This window comes from Paenibacillus sp. FSL M7-0420 (genome assembly GCF_038002345.1).
In the GTDB taxonomy this organism is placed as follows: Bacteria; Bacillota; Bacilli; order Paenibacillales; family Paenibacillaceae; genus Paenibacillus_AQ.
In genome coordinates this window covers 5584805-5603391 of record NZ_JBBOCJ010000001.1, presented here as the reverse complement: position 1 = coordinate 5603391, position 18587 = coordinate 5584805, and the positions used below count along the sequence as shown (strand labels likewise).

Here is an 18587-nt window from a genome sequence, read left to right as displayed (position 1 = left end):
CAAATATAATGAAGGAGATTTACCCGCCATGAGTATTTACGGAAGGTCTAGAGTGAAGGTCCCTGCCAGCACCGCCAATCTCGGTCCGGGCTTCGATACGCTGGGCATGGCGCTGTCGCTGTATGCCTGGATTGAAATGGAGGAAGCGGCTGAAACCGTATTTCATCTGTATGGAGATGAGATGGCCGGTCTTCCCCGGGACAAAAGCAATCTGCTCTACAAGGTTGCGCAAATGGTATTTGCAGAGGCCGGGGTCCAGGTTCCGGAGCTGTCCATCTCCATGTATTCGGAAATCCCGCTAACCCGCGGGCTTGGCAGCAGTGCTTCGGCCATTGTTGGCGCGCTGGCTGCGGCTAATGCTATGATAGGTTCACCGCTTAGTCCGGGGAAGCTGTTCGATATGGCTACAGCGATCGAGAAGCATCCCGACAATGTCGGGGCCTCGCTCTTCGGCGGAATTATTACGGCCGTATGGGACGGCGAGCATGCCGATTACATCCGCATTGAGCCGCCGCAGGAGCTGGAATTCCTGGTGGTCATTCCTGAATTCGAGCTGGAGACCGTCAAGGCCAGAGAGGCACTGCCTGCGGAGGTAACAGTGAGCGATGCGGTTCATAACATCAGCCATACCTCGCTGCTCACTGCAGCGTTAGCCGCAGGACGGCTGGACCTGATTGGCACAGCGATGCAGGACCGGCTGCATCAGCCCTACCGTGCACCGCTGGTGCCGGGAATGGAGAAGCTGCTGGCTGAAGCTCCGGGCCACGGCGCGCTGGGGATTGCGCTTAGCGGTGCAGGCCCGACCCTGTTATGTATGGTGGACCGCAGTGAGCAGCGGAAGCAGGAGCTGGAGCTGTTTTTGACAGAGACCATGCAGGAGAACGGGATTTCTTCCCGTACCGTATGGCTGTCCCCATGCCATACGGGCGTCACGGCAGAGCTGCTTGAAAGAAACGGGATGCAAAACGAATCATTTTTGGATATGATAAAAGGAGAATTACAGTCATGAAATCGATAGCGTTATTGCCTCAGGGCTCCGTCTCGCATGAAGCGCTGCTGCATTTATTTGGCGGTAACCCTGCTCATCTGGAGCATCATAAGCTCATCTCCGATGTCTTTCTGTCCACGGCTGGCGGAGTCACCGATTACAGTGTCATTCCGATTGAGAACACGATAGAAGGCTCGGTCAGCCTGCATATCGACTGGCTCATTAATGAAGTGAACCTGCCGATGCAGGCGGAGTGGATTTTCCCGTCGATACAGAATCTCATCAGCTGTCCGCAGGAATTCACGAAGGAGAACGGGGACAAGGATTATACGAAGATTGTCAAGATTCTGTCCCATCCGGTGGCTATGGCGCAATGCACGCAGTTCATCCGTAAGGCTATGCCCTGGGCTGAGCTGGAAGCTGTGGGAAGCACCTCTGAAGCGGTGGAGATTGTGAAGGGCAATCCCGGTAAAGGCTGGGCTGCCATCGGTACCGCGCTTGGAGCCGCTACGCACGGGCTGGAGGTTGTGGAACGCCAGATTACAGACCATAATAACAATTACACGCGGTTCGTGCTGGTTGGTCCGCAGAAGCTGGAGCTTCCGCAGAAGAGCAGTGGAGACAAGACGAGTATTCTTGTTACGCTGCCCGAGGATTTCCCTGGTGCGCTGCATCAGGTGTTGGCTGCTTTTGCCTGGCGTAAGCTGAACTTGTCCCGTATTGAATCACGGCCGACGAAGAAGAAGCTGGGTACTTATTATTTCTATATTGATGTGCTGGAACCGATAGAATCGGTACTGCTCCCGGGTGCGATTGAAGAGATCAAAGCCTTGGGCTGTCAGGTACGGATTCTGGGGTCTTATCCCACATACACCTATGAGGAAGAGAAAGCGGAGGTGCAGTAAGTTCATGGCTGAGCAATGGATCTATCTGGATGGACAACATGTAACGAAGGACAAGGCAATGGTGTCCGTATTCGATCACGGTTTTTTATATGGAGACGGAATCTTTGAAGGTATCCGTATTTATAACGGCAACATCTTCAAGTGCAAGGAGCATCTGGACAGGCTGTATGATTCGGCGAAGTCGATTATGCTGGACATTCCGCTGACCTATGATGAGATGCTGGAGGCCATGGCCGAGACAATCCGCCTGAACGAAATGCGGGACGGGTACATCCGGCTGATCGTATCACGCGGTCCCGGCAACCTGGGTCTTGATCCGCGCCGCTGCCCCAAAGCGAGTGTAATTATCATTGTTGAGCAGCTCGCCATCTACCCGGAGCAGGCTTATGTGAACGGACTTCGTGCCGTATCGGTCTCCCAGCGCCGCAATCTCCCGGATGCCCTGAATCCGAAGATCAAATCGCTGAACTATCTCAACAATATTCTGGTGAAGATTCAGTCGAATCTGGCGGAAGCCGATGAAGCGATCATGATGAACGCTCAAGGGTATGTAACCGAAGGCTCCGGCGATAATATCTTCATTATCAAAAGAGGGGTAGTCTATACACCGCCTTGTTACCTGGGCGCCCTGGAGGGAATCACCCGTCTGGCGATCATTGAGCTGTGTGAGAAGCTGGGACTGCCGCTGAAGGAAGAGCCGTTCACCATGCATGATGTCTATATTGCCGATGAAGTCTTCTTCACCGGAACAGCGGCTGAAGTTATTGCTGCCCGTGAGATCGACGGCAGAGTCATCGGTTCCGGCCAGGCCGGGCCGATTACCCTGCAATTGCTGGAAGAATTCCGCAATGTGGTTGATAAAGACGGCTATAAGGTTTGGGAATAGTACAGTAATTTCGCGTGAGCGAATAGAGAAAAATCCTTTCATGCCAAGCATGGAAGGATTTTTTTTGCATATAGGGATGTCATTCGCCCATGGGCTGCATAAGATGTAGTAACGAAGGAGGCGGCTGTACCGCAACTACCGAATCTGGAGGGCTATCATCCCTGAACCGGGGTGCAGTGCCGATCAATAGATACTTTTAGGAGGTAAATGCTGCGTGAAAATACACATTGTTAAGCAAGGTGATTCGCTGTTTGCGTTATCACAGAAGTATGGAGTGCCGCTGCAAAAAATAATCGAGGCCAATCCGCAAATCACCAATCCAGATGTACTTGCTGTAGGAGACAAGGTTAAGATCCCGGCTGCGCCCGTAGCTCTGCCTGTTCCGGACAACAACGATATCTACTATAAGCATACAGTCAAGCAGGGCGATACCTTATGGAAGCTCTCCAAGGCTTGGGGAGTTACACTCAAGGATATGATTGATGCCAACCCGCAGCTTAAGAACCCTAATGCACTGATGACGGGTGAAGTCGTGAATATCCCTAAGAAAGTCAGTACTGCTCCAATCCAGGCCCAATCCATCGATCCGGTAAAAGCTAATACGACCCCAATTCAGGCTCAGTCCACCGCTCCGGCAGTGGTCGATAAAACGGCGATTGGCGGTAAAACCTACACTGGTGTCATCGAAAAGCCGGCTCCCGCACCGGCGCCAGTTCCTGCACCTGTTGCAGAAGCAGTCCCTATCCCGTTGGCGGTTCCTGCACCTAACCCTGCACCTAACAAAGCGCCGGAAGTCAAACCGGTTCAGGAAGCCGTCCATGAGAAACAAAGCTTGTATGTGCAAATCTCTGTTCCCGCGCAGAAAGAGAAAACCAAAGAAGTGCATCATAAGTCAGAGGTTCAGCCTGCCGCCTGGGATGAGGGTAAAACCTCGCCGTGGGGAAAGAACGATGGCTATCCCGGCCTCAGCGAGAATCCTTATTTTATGAATTATGCACCCGTGTATCCCGTATATGAGCCAATGGACAATATGAATATGAACAATATGAACAATATGAATAACATGAATAACATGAATAACGCTCCAAGTTATGTTCAGCCTGCAGCGTTTATGCCGGAATGCCCGCCGTTCTATGCTCAGCCGGTTAATCCTTGTCCGCCTGGACAATACCCAGGAGCATGGTATCCTAATGCAGCACCGGATTATGACAATGTGAATATGTCAGGAGTCAGCCCTGTCAGTGACAATGCTGCGTTTGCTCCGCAGTACCAGAATGAGCAGGTTAATCTTCCGTGGCCTTCCTGCGGATGCGGCGCAATGTCGATTCAGCCCTATCCTTATGAGCAGCCGATGTATAACGGGTATCCGGTGTACGGCATGCCGCAGATGGGGATGGTCTCTCCTTATGCCGGAGGAATGAATGCCATGCCTAACGCGGTGTCACCGATGTATGAACAGCCTATGGTATCGAATATTCCGCCATATCCGGCTTATCCGGGCATGGAGAATTTCGCCCACAACCGCGTACCCGAGATTCAGATTCCTGAGCCTGTAGTGGAGGAAGCGGAGGAAGTGCCGGATAAAGGGCGCACTGAGGCCACAGCAGCAAAGGATACAAAACCAGGGAAATCCAAACCGGCAGCGGCAAAAGCGAAAACCTCCAGCCAGACCTCTGCCGCCAAGGATAAGGCCCACGCCAAGCCGCGTTCGAACTCAAGCGGACGTTCAAGTACAGATAAGAAAAATCACACTCCTTGGATTCCGAATTAAGAGGATAGTCCCTAAGGAGAGGGTTGCACATGCAGGTCCTGCTAGATATGAGGGCCGGCATGTGCTTTTGGGCATGCTTATACAGGTATAGAGGCTTGTATAGGATATCTATGAAAGTCTATAGTACTATCTCAAAAAATGGTAGAAATTAAGGGTTGTTAGCAGGTATATATCATGCTATATTATATATCCAGTCGCAAGGCAGGTGCCTTGCAAGAAGGTTGGACATGTTGCTCTGATGAATACACACTTTGCTTCATCGAAAATAAGTGTTGCATTCATAAGAAGAACATGTTATATTATAAAAGTTGCTGGTGACGCGGTGAGCGGCGCTAACAACGAGCTTGATCTTTGAAAACTGAACAACGAGTGAGTATCTGGAGATCACTTCGGTGAGATCCGAAATTAGAGAATGTAACCATTCTCGTCAGATGTTTCAAAATGAGCAATCGCTCTTTCTAAATACCAATTTGGAGAGTTTGATCCTGGCTCAGGACGAACGCTGGCGGCGTGCCTAATACATGCAAGTCGAGCGAAGTTTGAAAGGGAGCTTGCTTCCTTTCAAACTTAGCGGCGGACGGGTGAGTAACACGTAGGCAACCTGCCCTCAAGCCTGGGATAACTACCGGAAACGGTAGCTAATACCGGATAATTTCTTTCTTCTCCTGAGGAGAGAATGAAAGGCGGAGCAATCTGCTGCTTGGGGATGGGCCTGCGGCGCATTAGCTAGTTGGTGGGGTAACGGCCCACCAAGGCGACGATGCGTAGCCGACCTGAGAGGGTGAACGGCCACACTGGGACTGAGACACGGCCCAGACTCCTACGGGAGGCAGCAGTAGGGAATCTTCCGCAATGGGCGCAAGCCTGACGGAGCAACGCCGCGTGAGTGATGAAGGTTTTCGGATCGTAAAGCTCTGTTGCCAGGGAAGAACGTCCGGTAGAGTAACTGCTGCCGGAGTGACGGTACCTGAGAAGAAAGCCCCGGCTAACTACGTGCCAGCAGCCGCGGTAATACGTAGGGGGCAAGCGTTGTCCGGAATTATTGGGCGTAAAGCGCGCGCAGGCGGTTATTTAAGTCTGGTGTTTAAACCTTGGGCTCAACCTGAGGTCGCACTGGAAACTGGGTGACTTGAGTACAGAAGAGGAAAGTGGAATTCCACGTGTAGCGGTGAAATGCGTAGATATGTGGAGGAACACCAGTGGCGAAGGCGACTTTCTGGGCTGTAACTGACGCTGAGGCGCGAAAGCGTGGGGAGCAAACAGGATTAGATACCCTGGTAGTCCACGCCGTAAACGATGAGTGCTAGGTGTTAGGGGTTTCGATACCCTTGGTGCCGAAGTTAACACAGTAAGCACTCCGCCTGGGGAGTACGGTCGCAAGACTGAAACTCAAAGGAATTGACGGGGACCCGCACAAGCAGTGGAGTATGTGGTTTAATTCGAAGCAACGCGAAGAACCTTACCAGGTCTTGACATCCAACTAACGAAGCAGAGATGCATCAGGTGCCCTTCGGGGAAAGTTGAGACAGGTGGTGCATGGTTGTCGTCAGCTCGTGTCGTGAGATGTTGGGTTAAGTCCCGCAACGAGCGCAACCCTTGACTTTAGTTGCCAGCAGGTGAAGCTGGGCACTCTAGAGTGACTGCCGGTGACAAACCGGAGGAAGGTGGGGATGACGTCAAATCATCATGCCCCTTATGACCTGGGCTACACACGTACTACAATGGCCGGTACAACGGGAAGCGAAGCCGCGAGGTGGAGCCAATCCCAGCAAAGCCGGTCTCAGTTCGGATTGCAGGCTGCAACTCGCCTGCATGAAGTCGGAATTGCTAGTAATCGCGGATCAGCATGCCGCGGTGAATACGTTCCCGGGTCTTGTACACACCGCCCGTCACACCACGAGAGTTTACAACACCCGAAGTCGGTGGGGTAACCCGCAAGGGAGCCAGCCGCCGAAGGTGGGGTAGATGATTGGGGTGAAGTCGTAACAAGGTAGCCGTATCGGAAGGTGCGGCTGGATCACCTCCTTTCTATGGAGAATCGTCTTCTGCAACGAAGACATTCAAATCTTAAATCTAGCCGGTCGGCTAGTTACTCACTCGTTGGTCAGTTTTGAGAGTTTAAGCTCTCAACTTGATCCTTGAAAACTGGATACCGAAACGAATTTGCGTTTTAGAACATCTTTTAGCTGAAACTTGTGTAAGCAAGTTGAAATAGTTATTAGTTGCTACAAAGTGAAGGTTTTGGATTGTGCAAACAAGCCAAATGCCGGAACGTTGGTTAAGCTACTAAGAGCACACGGAGGATGCCTAGGCGCCAGGAGCCGATGAAGGACGTGGCGAACAACGAAACTGCCTCGGGGAGCTGTAAGCAAGCTTTGATCCGGGGGTGTCCGAATGGGGAAACCCAGCTGTGGTAATTCGCAGTTACTCGTATCTGAATACATAGGATACGCAGAGGCAGACCAGGGGAACTGAAACATCTAAGTACCCTGAGGAAGAGAAAACAATAGTGATTCCGTCAGTAGCGGCGAGCGAACGCGGAACAGCCTAAACCAAGGGGCTTGCCTCTTGGGGTTGTGGGACGTCTCACATGGAGTTACAAAGGAATAGAGTAGGCGAAGAGGTCTGGAAAGGCCCGCGATAGAGGTAAAAGCCCTGTAGCCTAAACTGTGTTCTCTCCGAGACGGATCCCGAGTAGTGCGGGGCACGTGAAACCCCGTATGAATCCAGCAGGACCATCTGCTAAGGCTAAATACTACCTGGCGACCGATAGTGAAACAGTACCGTGAGGGAAAGGTGAAAAGCACCCCGGAAGGGGAGTGAAATAGAACCTGAAACCGTGTGCTTACAAAAAGTCAGAGCCCTTTCTATGGGTGATGGCGTGCCTTTTGTAGAATGAACCGGCGAGTTACGTTTAACATGCAAGGTTAAGGTGAGAAGCCGGAGCCGCAGCGAAAGCGAGTCTGAATAGGGCGACTAAGTATGTGGACGTAGACCCGAAACCGTGTGATCTACCCCTGTCCAGGGTGAAGGTGCGGTAACACGCACTGGAGGCCCGAACCCACGCATGTTGAAAAATGCGGGGATGAGGTGGGGGTAGCGGAGAAATTCCAATCGAACTCGGAGATAGCTGGTTCTCCCCGAAATAGCTTTAGGGCTAGCCTCGGTGAATGGAGTGGTGGAGGTAGAGCACTGATTGGGTGCGGGGCCCGCAAGGGTTACCAAGCTCAGTCAAACTCCGAATGCCATTTACTTCTTGCCGGGAGTCAGACAGTGAGTGCTAAGATCCATTGTCAAAAGGGAAACAGCCCAGACCATCAGCTAAGGTCCCCAAGTGTGTGTTAAGTGGGAAAGGATGTGGAGTTGCACAGACAACCAGGATGTTGGCTTAGAAGCAGCCACCATTGAAAGAGTGCGTAATAGCTCACTGGTCGAGTGACTCTGCGCCGAAAATGTAACGGGGCTAAACACACCACCGAAGCTATGGCTAGATACGTATGTATCTGGGGTAGGGGAGCGTTGTATATACGTTGAAGGTGTACCGTAAGGAGCGCTGGAGAGTATACAAGTGAGAATGCCGGTATGAGTAACGAAAAGATCAGTGAGAATCTGATCCGCCGAAAGCCCAAGGTTTCCTGAGGAAGGCTCGTCCGCTCAGGGTAAGTCGGGACCTAAGGCGAGGCCGACAGGCGTAGTCGAAGGACAACAGTTTGAAATTACTGTACCACCGTAATCCGCTATGAGCGATGGGGTGACGCAGGAGGGTAGTGACGCGGACTGATGGATGTCCGTCTAAGCAGTGAGGCTGGTGTGCAGGCAAATCCGCACACCGTAAGGCTGGGCTGTGATGGGGAGCGAAAATTATAGTAGCGAAGGTCATGATCTCACACTGCCAAGAAAAGCCTCTAGTCAGGAGAAGGTGCCCGTACCGCAAACCGACACAGGTAGGCGAGAAGAGAATTCTAAGGCGCGCGGAAGAACTCTCGTTAAGGAACTCGGCAAAATGACCCCGTAACTTCGGGAGAAGGGGTGCCTCGGTAGGGTGAATAGCCCGAGGGGGCCGCAGTGAAAAGGCCCAAGCGACTGTTTAGCAAAAACACAGGTCTGTGCGAAGCCGCAAGGCGAAGTATACGGGCTGACGCCTGCCCGGTGCTGGAAGGTTAAGGGGAGCGGTTAGGGGTAACCCGAAGCTGTGAACCGAAGCCCCAGTAAACGGCGGCCGTAACTATAACGGTCCTAAGGTAGCGAAATTCCTTGTCAGGTAAATTCTGACCCGCACGAATGGCGTAACGACTTGGGCGCTGTCTCAACGAGAGATCCGGTGAAATTTTAATACCTGTGAAGATGCAGGTTACCCGCGACAAGACGGAAAGACCCCATGGAGCTTTACTGCAGCTTGATATTGAATTTGGGTACGATCTGTACAGGATAGGTGGGAGCCGGTGAGGCAGGAGCGCAAGCTTCTGCGGAGGCGCCGTTGGGATACCACCCTGATCGTATCTAGGTTCTAACCTAGTGCCCTCATCGGGTACGGGGACCGTGTCAGGCGGGCAGTTTGACTGGGGCGGTCGCCTCCTAAAGAGTAACGGAGGCGTTCAAAGGTTCCCTCAGAATGGTTGGAAATCATTCGCAGAGTGCAAAGGCATAAGGGAGCTTGACTGCGAGACCTACAAGTCGAGCAGGGACGAAAGTCGGACTTAGTGATCCGGTGGTACCGCATGGAAGGGCCATCGCTCAACGGATAAAAGCTACCCTGGGGATAACAGGCTTATCTCCCCCAAGAGTCCACATCGACGGGGAGGTTTGGCACCTCGATGTCGGCTCATCGCATCCTGGGGCTGAAGTAGGTCCCAAGGGTTGGGCTGTTCGCCCATTAAAGCGGTACGCGAGCTGGGTTCAGAACGTCGTGAGACAGTTCGGTCCCTATCTGTCGTGGGCGCAGGAAATTTGAGAGGAGCTGTCCTTAGTACGAGAGGACCGGGATGGACGTACCGCTGGTGCATCAGTTGTTCCGCCAGGAGCATGGCTGAGTAGCTACGTACGGACGGGATAAGCGCTGAAAGCATCTAAGCGTGAAGCCCCCCTCAAGATGAGATTTCCCAGTATGTAAGACCCCTTGAAGACGACGAGGTAGATAGGTTGGAGGTGGAAGTGCAGCAATGCATGGAGCTGACCAATACTAATCGGTCGAGGGCTTATCCAAAAAATAATTCGCAGATTCGTTTCGGATTCAGTTTTCAGGAATCAATTTCCTGAAAGATTTTAAGCTGCAGGTTCTTTCAAAGGATTGATATTTTGCGGGAGTGATCTCACAGATGTCCACGCAGCGCAAAAATCACGTTTGGTGGCGATAGCGGAGGGGTTCCACACGTACCCATCCCGAACACGACCGTTAAGCCCTCCAGCGCCGATGGTACTTGGACCGAAGGGTCCTGGGAGAGTAGGACGTTGCCAAGCACTTAAGACCACTGTTGATTATCAATGGTGGTTTTTTGTTTTTTGATTGTGCATACAATGAATAGAATAATAATATTTCTATTGTATTAATCTAGTTTATATGATATAATATTTTTTGTTGTCGAAAGATTGTTTGCTAATTTGGCTCGTTGGTCAAGGGGTTAAGACACCTCCCTTTCACGGAGGTAACATGGGTTCGAATCCCATACGAGTCACCAATTTCTTCTTTGAGTGATGGGATGAGAATTCCCAGGGTTCGTTGAAGCATAAGCTTCGTAAGGATTACATCGCAATCTCGTAACGAAGTGAAGAGTATCCCATACGAGTCACCAATTTCATCTTTGATAAATTAATGGTTGTATATCTCATAAAAATGTGTTATGATCATTAAGTTGCTTCTTCGATGGAGGCTTAGCTCAGCTGGGAGAGCATCTGCCTTACAAGCAGAGGGTCGGGGGTTCGAACCCCTCAGCCTCCACCATGGAGACTTAACTAGCAAGAAGAGAATATTTTATTACTGACGCGGGGTGGAGCAGCCCGGTAGCTCGTCGGGCTCATAACCCGAAGGCCGCAGGTTCAAATCCTGCCCCCGCAATATTATTTTGGAACCGTGGTGTAGTTGGCCTAACATGCCTGCCTGTCACGCAGGAGATCGCGGGTTCGAATCCCGTCGGTTCCGCCATTTTTATTGAAGCAATTGAATACATACCGTGTGCGGACGTGGCTCAGCGGTAGAGCATCGCCTTGCCAAGGCGAGGGTCGCGGGTTCGATTCCCGTCGTCCGCTCCATATTTTGCGCCCTTAGCTCAGCTGGATAGAGCGTTTGACTACGAATCAAAAGGTCGGGAGTTCGAATCTCTCAGGGCGCGCCATTAATACTTCTCTGATTTAACAAAGTGTCCTTCAGATTCGAACGAGTTCGCTTACGCATAAGCTTCGATAGCATAACTTCGCAATCGGATGCATAGCATCCGTATCTCTCAGGGCGCGCCATTATTATTCTATTGAATGGTTTTCATCTAAAATTTAATTATCCATAGCGGATATATAAGATATTAAGCCGGCGTGGCGGAATGGCAGACGCGCTCGACTCAAAATCGAGTGGGAAACCGTGGAGGTTCGAGTCCTCTCGCCGGTACTAACAAAAGGGTTATGACATTGTATTTTGGACAATGTCATAACCCTTTTGTTGTTGATTAGGAAATTATGATTTACGTCCGATGTGGATAAGTTGTCCATAAAGTTGGGGGTAAGTGTCTTGGAGCATCGGCAGGATGACTATATTCTGGATCAATAATAGGAATGACTTCGCTGATTTGACCGAACAGCCGGATATGGTCAAAAAACCGGCCACATTCGATGCGGCAGAGGCGAGTGGGCCGGATATGGTCGAAAAACCGACTACATTCGGTGCGGCAGAAGCGTGTGGGCCGGATATGTTCGAAAAACCGACCACAATTGGTGCGGCAGAAGCGTGTGGGCCGGATATGTTCGAAAAACCGACTACATTCGGTGAGGCAGAGGCGTGTGGGCCGGATATGGTCGAAAAACCGATCACATTCGGGATGCCGCAGGCATTTTGTTCTTTTTATTGCACTGAAACTATAATAACTGATTTAGCCCTGCTTTCAGGCTCTATTTTTATTAATGATAATTTTAGAAATAAAAAGAATTTTGTAAACTCAGAGACTTTTGCCGTTAATTCAACTGTGAATAATTCAGCTTGTATTCCTTGGGGCTCATCCCGGTGTACTTGGAGAAGACATGGGTGAAATAGGCCGGGGTCTCAATGCCGACGGCTTCGGCGACTTCAAAGACTTTGCTGGCAGGGTTGCGCAGCAGCTTCTTGGCCATTTCAATCCGGTATTTATTGATGACGTCGATGATGGACTCGCCGGTTACTTTTTTGTACAGGCGGCTGAGGTAGCTGCTGTTGATATGGATATGGTCGGCAATAATCTGCAGATTCAGGTTCTGGTTGTAATGTTCCCGTATATATTTCTGGCATTCGATGACGATGTAATTGGGCTGGTTGTCATTCTGCGCAATGGCCTTCGAGCAGCTCTGAATGAGGCGCATGAGGATATCTGCGAGCACCTGGATGCTCTTGCTCTCTTGAATGTGCTTGTACACCGCCGACTGGTTCTCATCCATCTGCGGTTCGAAGGGCTGGCTCGCACTCAGCAGACGGAAGCAGTAGGACGCGATAAGCAGGCAAGCTACTTTTACATTCTCCATCGGCTCTTGGTGGTTCCGGTAGCTCTTGAGCAGCTGATCCAGCTGCTGGAGAGCCTGATCGCTCTGTCCTTGCTGCAGATATTCGGCAATCTGCTCGGCAGCATGATGGGGAGGAGCACCGGGAGTGAGGGTCTGGCTCGCATGAGGCATATACACGGCAACATAATTATCGTTATAAAAGCTGCCCTGCAGCGCCTCGCGGGCCTCCTGGTAAGCTCCGGGCAGGGTCAGCACATCCCGGTGCAGCAGGCTGATGCCGATATTGACATGGTATTGCCGGAAGTGCTCGGCCATGGCCAGAATTTCGTTGCTGATCGTGAGCAGGGTCTGGGTGGATACTGCCGCATTGCCGCTGCCCATGGAGACAATCGCCAGAAGGGTGTTTTTCTCCATATTCAGAATATAAAAGGGGCGTTCCGCGAACGCCAGGGTAAGGAACTGGCGGATGGAGGCCAGGAACCGGTGATGATCATTGGTCTGCGCTCCAGCAGAGGCATGGGGGCCGGGCATATCCTTAACCTCCATATAGACCCCGAAATAGTTCTCCAGCTGCAGTCCCAGCTCTCTGGAGCGGCTGAATAAACCGGCTTCATCGCTGATCAGGCCTTCGACGGCCTCCTTCAGAAATTTCTCGCTGATTTCAGACAGATTGTCATGAATCTTGCTCTCCAGCTGTCTTAGCTTCTGCTTCTGCTCTTGTTCCTTTTCCAGCAGCCGCGTTGCTTTTTCAATGGCCCGGGGAATCTGCTCCGTGGGATTGGTCTTGATGACAAAATCGACCACCTCATATTGAATAGCCGTCTGGGCATAGGAGAAATCTGCGAAGGCTGTCAGAATGATAACCTTGATCTGCGGGAAGTTCCGGTGCACATAGTCCGATAGGGCAAGGCCATCCATCCCCGGCATACGGACATCGGTAACAATAATATCGATATCATAATAGCCCAGCAGTTCTACGGCTTCCAGCCCGTTGGAAGCCTCACAGCTAACCTCGCAGTGCAGCAAGCTCCAGTCAATAAAGCATTGCAGCCCTTTTTTGATAACAGGCTCATCATCGACAATCATGACATTATACATGTAATCATTCCCCCAAATCTGTCGGTATGTGAAGTGTAACCTTGGAGCCTGCCCCCGGTTCGCTCTCGACCTCAATTCCATAAGGCTCGCCATAAATCAGCTTCACCCGCTTATGTGTATTTATCAGGCCAATGTTGTTGTGTCCCTGTTTGCGTATGGTGAGGTTCTCGAAATTATTCCAATCCTGCGGAATCTGGTCAAATCCGTTGCCATTATCCTTGATTTCAAAAAAGACCGAGCCGTTCCGGCGGTAGATATGAATATGGATCATACCCTTGCCCAGCTTTTTCTCCACACCGTGCACCACCGCATTCTCTACCAGCGGCTGGGCGCTCAGCTTGGGCAGCAGCAGATCCAGCAAGGCATCATCCTCGATCTGAATCGTATACTCCAGCTTATCTTCAAACCGCTCCTTCTGCAGATAGAGATAGAATTTGATGAAATCCAGCTCCTGACGAATCGGAATCTTGGCCAGGCTGTTCGAATAAATACTTGCCTGCAGCAGCTCCGTAAGGGAGGATACCATTCTGTAAACGGTCTCATCTCTGGACAATTTGGCTTTGTAGCCGATGGTAATGAGCGTATTGAACAGGAAATGGGGATTCATCTGGGCTTGCAAAAATTTGATCTCCGACTCCTTAATCAGCAGGTGCTTCTCGTACACTTCCTTAATGAGATAGCTGATCTCGTCTGTCATATGGTTGAAGGTGTTGCTTAGCTGATTCAGCTCTGCATCCTTGTATGCAGGCATCTTGGAGTTGTAATCCCCCTTCTTCACTTTACGGATACTCCGCAGGAGATCACGGACGACCCGGGTAAAACGCAGAGAAATCAGAATGCCTGCCGCCAGGGAGACGAAGGCAATCAGGGTGATGATCCATATGTAGTTGTGCATGCTTCCGGATAGTCTGGAGAGCACCTGCTTCTTCGGGATGCCGGCAATGAAGGTAAGCCCAGTGGTGCCGATGCTTCGGGAAGCTGCTAAATAGGTCTCCTGGCCCAGCTTCACCTCCTTTACCTCGGTGTTGTTCTTGAGGGCTAGAATGTCGGAAGGAACCACTGAGCCGAGCTCCTGCTTCCCAGCACTGGAGTAAATGATTCCCTTGTTATCAATGATATAGGCCAGCGCACCGGTGAAATCGAGCAGGCCGGAATACTCCTCTGCCAAATCTGCCTCATTCGTGCCGAAGATCAGCACCAGACGCTGCTCGGGAAGATTGATATTGGACATGACGCGTGTGAAATAAATGGTGGGGTCACCGGGGCTTGGCTTCAGAATCTCCTTGCCTCTGACCATTCTGCCATTCACCGATTGATAGACAGCGAGATTGTTCTTATTGGTCTGTTCAATATTGGGCGGTGTCTTGAGAACGGATACATAGTTGTCGCTATCAAAAAATACAAAAGCCGTAGATAACAGGCTGATATTCCAGGCATTGTTGAACATGAGACTATACTTCAGGTCCTCTTCTATTTCGGTTTTGTTGACGAATTTCTTGTAGAAATCATCGCTCAGCGACATATCGTCGATTAACCAGTTTCTTAACATTTTGTTGGAGAGAAAATGCAGGGAGGTGTTATCGATAATCTGAAAGGATTTCTCAATATTATCGTTGGTCTGGCGGATCAGAAGAGACAGATTGGCATTGGCGTTCCTGGTTAGAATCTGGGAGATGTTCCAATAGAAATAGCAGCCGGCGAAGGTCATCGGCAGAAGAATCAGCAGAACGATGATAATTACAATTTTATTCCTGACGGGAATACGGGAGAATAATTCGGAAACCGGGCGAAGGCTGAGCCATCGCAGGATAGGCTTGTTGGACATGCAGACTGCTCCTTGGTGATGATTCATAGATTTAAAGGTATTATATAATTTTTGGCGGATGGCGAATAGCCGGGCAGGGGGAAAACGGGCCCTTTTGGCCAATGTGGTAAAGATAACGAAGAAGAGTTAAAGAAATCTGAAAGCCCTTTCAGCTACCCCGCCGCCTTAACTGATTTGCTCAAGATATTATAAAAGAGTATACGGAAAAACGAATTCATTCGCCGTTTTCTTTGTTCTACAATGAGAGCTGTAACAAACTGCAACGGGCGCACAATTTACGCCCTGTGTATGAGGCCAACATTATTTAAGGGGGATTTCATTTGAAAAGACCACGGTATAAAACAGGCATTACTCTGGCGAGTACTCTGATTCTGGCCCTGTCCATTTCAGCCTGCGGATCGGGGAATTCAGCGGATAAAGGCGGGGCTGAGGCATCAGCGGGCGCGGGGAATGCTACGCCTGCGGCTAAAGCGCCGGTCAAAATCTCCTATCTGACCTTCCGGGTAGGCACACATGCGTCAGCCAAGATGGAGGAAGAACAGATCAAGCAGTTCAATGCCAAATACGGCAATGAAGTGGAGGTTGTGGTTGAAGAGATTCCAAGCGATGCCGCCTATGTTGACAAGATCAAAATTCTGGCCGCTTCCGGGGATGTTCCGGATGTCGTCATGGGCAAGGACGGGATTAATGATGTTCTGATCAAAGGCAATCTTGCAACCCCTTTCAATGAATATCTGGATAAAGATGCGGAATGGAAGGCCGCTATCGGAGAAGACGCCCTTGCCTCCAATACACGGGACGGCAAGGTCTGGTCGATCAGCGATCAGAAGCAGAACATCGGCTACTTTTACAATAAAGAAATGTTCGGGAAGGCAGGAATCAAACCGGCGGAGACCTGGGATGAATTCATGAGCAACAACGAGAAGCTGAAGGCTGCAGGCTATGTACCGCTTGCCCTGATGACCGGGGAGAATGCCTGGACGAGTAACCTGATTCTTGCGGCGATGATCGGTACGAACGGGGATAACGGCAAAGCGTTCATGAACACTCTGCACCCTGCCAACTTCAATACGCCGGAAATGATTCAGGCGCTTAACATGATGAAGGAGCTGCTGGATAAGTATACGACGAAGGATGCGCTGGGAGCGGGATATGCCAATGCAGCGAACGCGTTCAGCCAGGGCAAGGCAGCGATGATTGCCAATGGTCCGTGGATGATCGGTGATTTCAGCGACCCGACCAAATCCGCTGAAGGCTTCGATCAAAAAGTGGGCGTTGCCGCCTACCCGAACAACAGTCTGATCTCCACCTATGAGGTCGGCTATATGATCGGAGCCAAAACGCCGGAAACCCGCGATGCCGCCGAGAAATTCATCAAGTTCAAAACAGGGCTTGAAGGGCAGACCATCGCGCTTGAATACGGCAATGTAATGCCGGTGTCGAGTGAAGTTCAGCCCTCAGATGCTCTGAAAGAGAAATATCCGATCATGGTCGAGTCGATCACCGTCGCCCAAAAGACGCAGCTTCATTACCGGACACTCGACTCCATCGTCTTCCCGAACGTAACGGATGCCTGGAAGAACCTGTATCCGAAGCTGGTAGCCGGCAAGGCAACTGCCGAAGAGATTGCCCGGGAACTGACGGATATTGCCGCCAAGAATAAATAAAGCAGTTATGTAAGCTGAGGATTGGGGAGGACCATATGGATGGTTAGGAAAAATAGAGGGTATATCACGCTTTTCCTGTTACCGACTGTAATATTGTTTATTCTTGTCTATGCTGTCTCACTTGTGATTCTGTTCGGCACCTCCTTTACGGAATGGTCGGCCGGACGCAGCCCGGTATTTAACGGTCTCACTAACTATATCCAGCTGTTTACGGATGATGCCGATTTTCGCCAAAGCGCACTGAATACAGGTGTCTGGGTCCTGCTGCAGTCTACGGTTCACGTGGCCATCGGCACCCTGTTCGCGATCATTCTCAGTATGAAGGAATTCTACTGGAAGTTCGCGCGCACGGTCTACATGTTTCCGAATATTATCTCGGGTGCAGCCGTAGGGATGCTGTTTCTGTGTATGCTCAATCCTGACTTTGGTGCGGTGAACAGTATTGCCCGCTTATTCGGGAATGCGGATTACTCCCAGAACTGGTTCATGGATTATGCCACGGCCTTCTTCTCTGTCACGATGACCTGGCTGCCCTATGCGGCGGTGGTTACGATCCTGATTCTGGCTGAGATCGCAGCCATTCCGGACAGTCTGTATGAATCGGCGTGGATCGACGGGGCCAGCACGCTGAAGATTAATCTGTACATTGTGATTCCCATGCTGCGCAATATTATCGGCACCTGCGTGATTCTGTCCGGAACCAGCATGCTGCAGAAGATGGATATTATTCTGATGACTACAGGCGGCGGACCCGGCAATGAGACGATGAACCTGCCTATCTATATCTACAAGACCGCACTCATGGACAATAACTTCGGTTATTCCAATTCCGTGGGCGTCTTCCTAATCGGCTTTGGCTTGATTTTTGTCCTGCTGTGCCGAAATCTGTTCAGAATAGGCAGCTCCCAAAACTGAATGGAGCGGATGGGGTGAGAATGTTGAAAAAAGGTTTGGGTGTTCTTAAGTATGGATTTGTAATCCTGATTGTCCTGTTGTCGCTGGGTCCGTTCCTGTGGGTGCTGCTCGCTTCGTTCAAGACCAATGCCGAGATTCTGAGCAATTCGCTCGGCTGGCCAAGCAGCTTCCGCTTCTCCAATTACACGAAGGCCTTCCAAATAGCGCCGATCTCCCGCTTCTACATCAACAGTGTAATCGTGGGGATCTTCGGAACCCTGCTCAATCTGCTGCTGCTCGGTATGGCAGCCTATGTCCTGGCGCGCTTCAAATTCCGCGGCAAGAAGCTATTGATGGGAGCCTTCTCGCTGTCGCTCCTGATTCCGGGAGCGGCGATGCTGCAGCCGCTGTACTTGACGGTGAATACGCTTGGACTGTACGACAAGCTGATTGGACTGATTATCGTATATACCGGCTTCGGCTTGCCGGTCTCGCTCTACATTCTATCGAGTTACTTCCTGACAATCCCGAAGGAAATGGAAGAATCGGCTTATCTGGATGGCGCCAGCTTCATCCAGACCTTCTTCCGGATTATTCTGCCGATCTCGAAGCCGGGCTTCGGCACGGCCGGTGTGATGCAGTTCCTGCTCTGCTGGAATGAGTTTCAGTTCGCTATTATTCTGACGACAGGGAATCAGAGCCGTACCCTGCCGCTTGCGCTCTATTATTTCAAAAGCCAGTTCGCCAGTGATTACGGCGTCATGTTCGCGGCCACGATGGTCGTGATCATCCCGAGTATTGTGGTGTATATACTGCTGCAGGAGCAGGTTGTATCCGGCCTTGCTGCGGGAGCGGTGAAGGGATGAGCAGGCGGACGGG

General features: G+C 51.0%; 10 protein-coding genes, 7 tRNA genes and 3 rRNA genes. 18 read left to right on the top strand and 2 right to left on the bottom strand.

The annotated features are described in order from the left end of the window. Positions 1–28 precede the first annotated feature (28 nt). The 15 genes from thrB (at position 29) to MKX51_RS23785 (ending at position 11779) form a co-directional block, all read left to right on the top strand. Complete coding sequence (gene thrB, locus MKX51_RS23855) at positions 29–1009, top strand: homoserine kinase (RefSeq protein WP_340994104.1); 981 nt, start codon at positions 29–31, stop codon at positions 1007–1009. Continuing rightward, complete coding sequence (pheA, locus tag MKX51_RS23850; RefSeq protein ID WP_340994103.1) at positions 1006–1893, top strand: prephenate dehydratase; 888 nt, start codon at positions 1006–1008, stop codon at positions 1891–1893. The genes thrB and pheA overlap by 4 nt, the downstream gene beginning before the upstream one ends. A 4-nt stretch (positions 1894–1897) precedes the next feature. Further along, a complete protein-coding gene (gene ilvE, locus MKX51_RS23845; protein WP_340994102.1) occupies positions 1898–2779 on the top strand; it encodes a branched-chain-amino-acid transaminase in 882 nt (293 codons plus the stop codon). 214 nt (positions 2780–2993) lie between these two features. Then, positions 2994–4550, top strand: a complete 1557-nt coding sequence (locus tag MKX51_RS23840; protein ID WP_340994101.1) for a LysM peptidoglycan-binding domain-containing protein — start codon at positions 2994–2996, stop codon at positions 4548–4550. Positions 4551–5017: 467 nt separating this feature from the next. Beyond that, positions 5018–6578 (top strand): 16S ribosomal RNA (locus MKX51_RS23835). Positions 6579–6826: 248 nt separating this feature from the next. Next, positions 6827–9753 (top strand): 23S ribosomal RNA (locus MKX51_RS23830). Positions 9754–9890: 137 nt separating this feature from the next. Beyond that, a 5S ribosomal RNA gene (gene rrf, locus MKX51_RS23825) occupies positions 9891–10007 on the top strand. Together the 16S, 23S and 5S rRNA genes with 7 tRNA genes alongside form the textbook arrangement of a ribosomal RNA operon. A 143-nt stretch (positions 10008–10150) precedes the next feature. Next, positions 10151–10225, top strand: a tRNA-Glu gene (locus tag MKX51_RS23820). 187 nt (positions 10226–10412) lie between these two features. Further along, a tRNA-Val gene (locus tag MKX51_RS23815) sits at positions 10413–10488 on the top strand. Positions 10489–10528: 40 nt separating this feature from the next. Next, positions 10529–10602: transfer RNA gene (locus tag MKX51_RS23810), tRNA-Met, on the top strand. A gap of 9 nt (positions 10603–10611) precedes the next feature. Then, a tRNA-Asp gene (locus MKX51_RS23805) sits at positions 10612–10689 on the top strand. Positions 10690–10721: 32 nt separating this feature from the next. After that, a tRNA-Gly gene (locus MKX51_RS23800) sits at positions 10722–10796 on the top strand. Between the two features lie 6 nt (positions 10797–10802). Beyond that, positions 10803–10879 (top strand) — tRNA-Arg (locus tag MKX51_RS23795). 187 nt (positions 10880–11066) lie between these two features. Beyond that, positions 11067–11145, top strand: a tRNA-Leu gene (locus MKX51_RS23790). Between the two features lie 136 nt (positions 11146–11281). Continuing rightward, positions 11282–11779, top strand: a complete 498-nt coding sequence (locus MKX51_RS23785) for a hypothetical protein (RefSeq protein WP_340994100.1) — start codon at positions 11282–11284, stop codon at positions 11777–11779. On the opposite strand, the gene MKX51_RS23780 is transcribed toward MKX51_RS23785, so the two are convergent. Both MKX51_RS23780 and MKX51_RS23775 read right to left on the bottom strand, forming a co-directional pair. Next, positions 11706–13322 (bottom strand): response regulator, encoded by a 1617-nt coding sequence (locus MKX51_RS23780; protein ID WP_340994099.1) that lies wholly within the window; start codon positions 13320–13322, stop codon positions 11706–11708. The genes MKX51_RS23785 and MKX51_RS23780 overlap by 74 nt on opposite strands. 4 nt (positions 13323–13326) lie before the next feature. Beyond that, positions 13327–15147, bottom strand: a complete 1821-nt coding sequence (locus MKX51_RS23775; RefSeq protein ID WP_340994098.1) for a sensor histidine kinase — start codon at positions 15145–15147, stop codon at positions 13327–13329. 320 nt (positions 15148–15467) lie between these two features. Between MKX51_RS23775 and MKX51_RS23770 the strand changes: the two genes are divergently transcribed. Genes MKX51_RS23770 through MKX51_RS23760 form a run of 3 tightly spaced genes read left to right on the top strand, consistent with a single transcriptional unit; the run spans position 15468 to position 18574 of the window. Further along, positions 15468–16814, top strand: coding sequence for an ABC transporter substrate-binding protein (locus MKX51_RS23770; RefSeq protein WP_340938692.1), 1347 nt, complete (start codon positions 15468–15470; stop codon positions 16812–16814). 39 nt (positions 16815–16853) lie between these two features. Beyond that, positions 16854–17729 (top strand): carbohydrate ABC transporter permease, encoded by an 876-nt coding sequence (locus MKX51_RS23765; protein WP_340994097.1) that lies wholly within the window; start codon positions 16854–16856, stop codon positions 17727–17729. Between the two features lie 20 nt (positions 17730–17749). Next, a complete protein-coding gene (locus MKX51_RS23760) occupies positions 17750–18574 on the top strand; it encodes a carbohydrate ABC transporter permease (protein WP_340994096.1) in 825 nt (274 codons plus the stop codon). Positions 18575–18587 lie beyond the last annotated feature (13 nt).

Coding starts and splice junctions, on each gene's coding strand:
- MKX51_RS23775 (WP_340994098.1), bottom strand. CDS start 15,147: ATGTCCAACAAGCCTATCCTGCGATGGCTCAGCCTTCGCCCGGTTTCC.
- pheA (WP_340994103.1), top strand. CDS start 1,006: ATGAAATCGATAGCGTTATTGCCTCAGGGCTCCGTCTCGCATGAAGCG.
- thrB (WP_340994104.1), top strand. CDS start 29: ATGAGTATTTACGGAAGGTCTAGAGTGAAGGTCCCTGCCAGCACCGCC.
- MKX51_RS23780 (WP_340994099.1), bottom strand. CDS start 13,322: ATGTATAATGTCATGATTGTCGATGATGAGCCTGTTATCAAAAAAGGG.
- MKX51_RS23785 (WP_340994100.1), top strand. CDS start 11,282: ATGACTATATTCTGGATCAATAATAGGAATGACTTCGCTGATTTGACC.
- ilvE (WP_340994102.1), top strand. CDS start 1,898: ATGGCTGAGCAATGGATCTATCTGGATGGACAACATGTAACGAAGGAC.
- MKX51_RS23760 (WP_340994096.1), top strand. CDS start 17,750: ATGTTGAAAAAAGGTTTGGGTGTTCTTAAGTATGGATTTGTAATCCTG.
- MKX51_RS23765 (WP_340994097.1), top strand. CDS start 16,854: ATGGTTAGGAAAAATAGAGGGTATATCACGCTTTTCCTGTTACCGACT.